This window comes from uncultured Paraglaciecola sp. (genome assembly GCF_937123705.1).
GTDB lineage: Bacteria > Pseudomonadota > Gammaproteobacteria > Enterobacterales > Alteromonadaceae > Paraglaciecola.
In genome coordinates, this window is record NZ_CAKZKO010000202.1 from 1 (window position 1) to 2,410 (window position 2,410).

Sequence of the window (2,410 nt, forward strand, 5' to 3'; positions counted from 1 at the left end):
TGGATCTTTTCGGCCAACGACGTGGTCATCAATCTGGGGGTTATCCTTGCAGGGCTTCTTGTTGCCTGGACCGGCTCCAACTACCCGGATCTGGTTATTGGCGGTATTGTGGGAGGCATTGTACTCATTGGTGCCAAGCGCATCCTTGCGCTAAAAGGATAATTCGATGTCTGAAGACCGTTCTCGCTTTTTTACGCTCACTTTTCTCGGCTTTTCGGCACTTATAGCTCTGGCCGACCAACTTATTAAATGGCTCGTCCAGCAATCCATGGCTTACGGACAATCGGTTGAGATCACCCCTTTCTTTAATTGGGTGCACGTATGGAATAAAGGCGCTGCCTTCAGTCTCTTTGCCGATGGCGGTGGCTGGCAGCGATATTTTTTTATTGCGATAGCCATTGTCGTCTCGGCTGTTCTGGTCAAATTGATTCGGGACAGCCATAAGCGAACCGAAGCACTAGCCTATTCGATGGTACTTGGCGGTGCATTTGGAAATGTCATCGACCGAGTTTTTCGAGGCTATGTTGTCGATTACCTGGATTTTCATTGGCAATCCCGGCACTGGCCGGCGTTCAACCTTGCCGACGTGTTCATCGTCCTGGGCGTGGCCATGATTTTGGTCACGAGCTTCACAGCCGAGAAAGGTGCCGGGAATAACATGGAAAATCGCCAGAATGGCTAGTTTTCGCGCGGTCGCAACACTCGCTAAGCCCTCTGAGCCAGGCTTAGCGAGTGTTGCGACTACGTTTAATTGAACAGCAACGACCAAGGAGAAAACAATGGGCCACGAGCATGCTCACATGTCACCGGATACTAAGGATAAGAGAGTTGCAGTAGCTATCTGGGCGAACGGTATCCTAACCTTGGCTCAGATCGCTGGAGGGATCTTCGCTGGCAGCTTGGCGCTGATAGCCGACGCTATACACAACTTTTCGGATATGGCGTCACTATTTATCGCATTTGCGGCGCGGAAGATTGCACGCCGCCCGGCCGACTCGAAGATGACCTTTGGCTACGGGAGAATTGAGGTTGTTGCGGCACTCATAAATTACACCACTTTGATAATGATCGGGGCATATTTGATCTACGAAGGTGGCATGCGATTCATAGATCCCCCGGAAATCAAGGGGTGGTGGGTAGTTTGGCTTGGCATTATCGCATTGGTAGTGGATGGTTTGACCGCGCTGCTTACTTACTCCATGCAAAAGGACAGCGTCAACATCCGTGCGCTGTTTCTACACAACTTGTCTGATGCGTTTGCGTCAATTGCAGTCGTTGTAGGCGGCGCCCTGATTCTCCTGTACGACATGCGTTGGGTTGATCCCGCGATCACAATTGGTATCGCAAGCTATATTCTCTACCTGGGTCTAACGGAAATCGGCGGAACCATCCGGACACTCATGCTGGGTAGTCCATTGGATATCGACACAGATTCTGTCATCGAGGCTTTATCAAACGTAGAAGGCGTTTTAGACCTTCACCACGTACATTTCTGGCAGATGGGTGAGCATGATGCCTCCCTCGACGCCCATGTGGTGGTCGAAATAAGTGCCTGGAATGAACTTGAAAAAGTCAAGGGTGGGATAAAACGAACTTTGGAAAACGAGTTCGGCATCACTCATTCAACATTGGAGTTTGAACATCCTGATCACAGTCACAAAGATGCCCATACTTATGGCCATGGCTAGCAGGGCTGCTGAAAAGGGTACCGTGTGGCAGATATGCTGCGAATGGCCGACATTCCACTCGGTTACGAGCACGCCATGCGAGACGTAATTGAACGCCACCAGGTCTGGGCCTACCTCATCGCTGTTGTTTTCGGACTGTCTGTGGATTGGACATCGTCCCTCGGTGACAGTGTGCCGGATTACTTAATCTGGGGGTTGCTCGGAGTTCTGCTCTACGCCACATTTACTCAAACACCGTTGACCCACCTGTCTGATATGTTCCGGGACCGTCGGTTCATGGGTGCCTTGCTCACCGGAAATTTTCTGGTCATGCCGGCGATCACTGCCTTGCTGATATTGGCGCTGCCGGACAATGACGCGCTGAAGTTGGGAGTGCTTCTGGTATTGCTGATGCCCTGTACCGACTGGTTTGTCACCTTCACTCACCTAGGCAAGGGGGACAGCACCCGAGCCATTGCGGCAACACCGGTTCTGCTGATTGCTCAACTGGGTCTTCTTCCACTTTACCTCTGGCTTTTCATGGGTAATCAGTTCGACGTGAATCTTGAGCTTGGGCGGCACCTCCTGCCGGCCTTTGGCGGGCTGATTATTGTCCCGCTTATCCTGGCATTTCTGACTGAAAAATGGGCCGAAAACTCCAGAAAAGCCATCGGGTTCATTCGCTTCATGGGTCTGATGCCGGTCCCTCTGCTGACAGTCGTACTGTTCATCATCTCAATGAC

General features: G+C 51.5%; 3 protein-coding genes. All 3 read left to right on the forward strand.

Annotated features, from left to right (window positions below):
* Nucleotides 1–166: 166 nt before the first annotated feature.
* A complete protein-coding gene (gene lspA, locus Q0688_RS24875; RefSeq protein ID WP_023011862.1) occupies nucleotides 167–682 on the forward strand; it encodes a signal peptidase II in 516 nt (171 codons plus the stop codon).
* Nucleotides 683–779: 97 nt separating this feature from the next.
* On the forward strand, nucleotides 780–1,688 hold the full coding sequence (locus Q0688_RS24880) for a cation diffusion facilitator family transporter (protein ID WP_008169406.1): 909 nt from the start codon (nucleotides 780–782) through the stop codon (nucleotides 1,686–1,688).
* Between the two features lie 33 nt (nucleotides 1,689–1,721).
* Nucleotides 1,722–2,410: arsenic resistance protein (locus tag Q0688_RS24885; protein WP_299083796.1), on the forward strand; the 689-nt coding region annotated here is incomplete at its 3' end.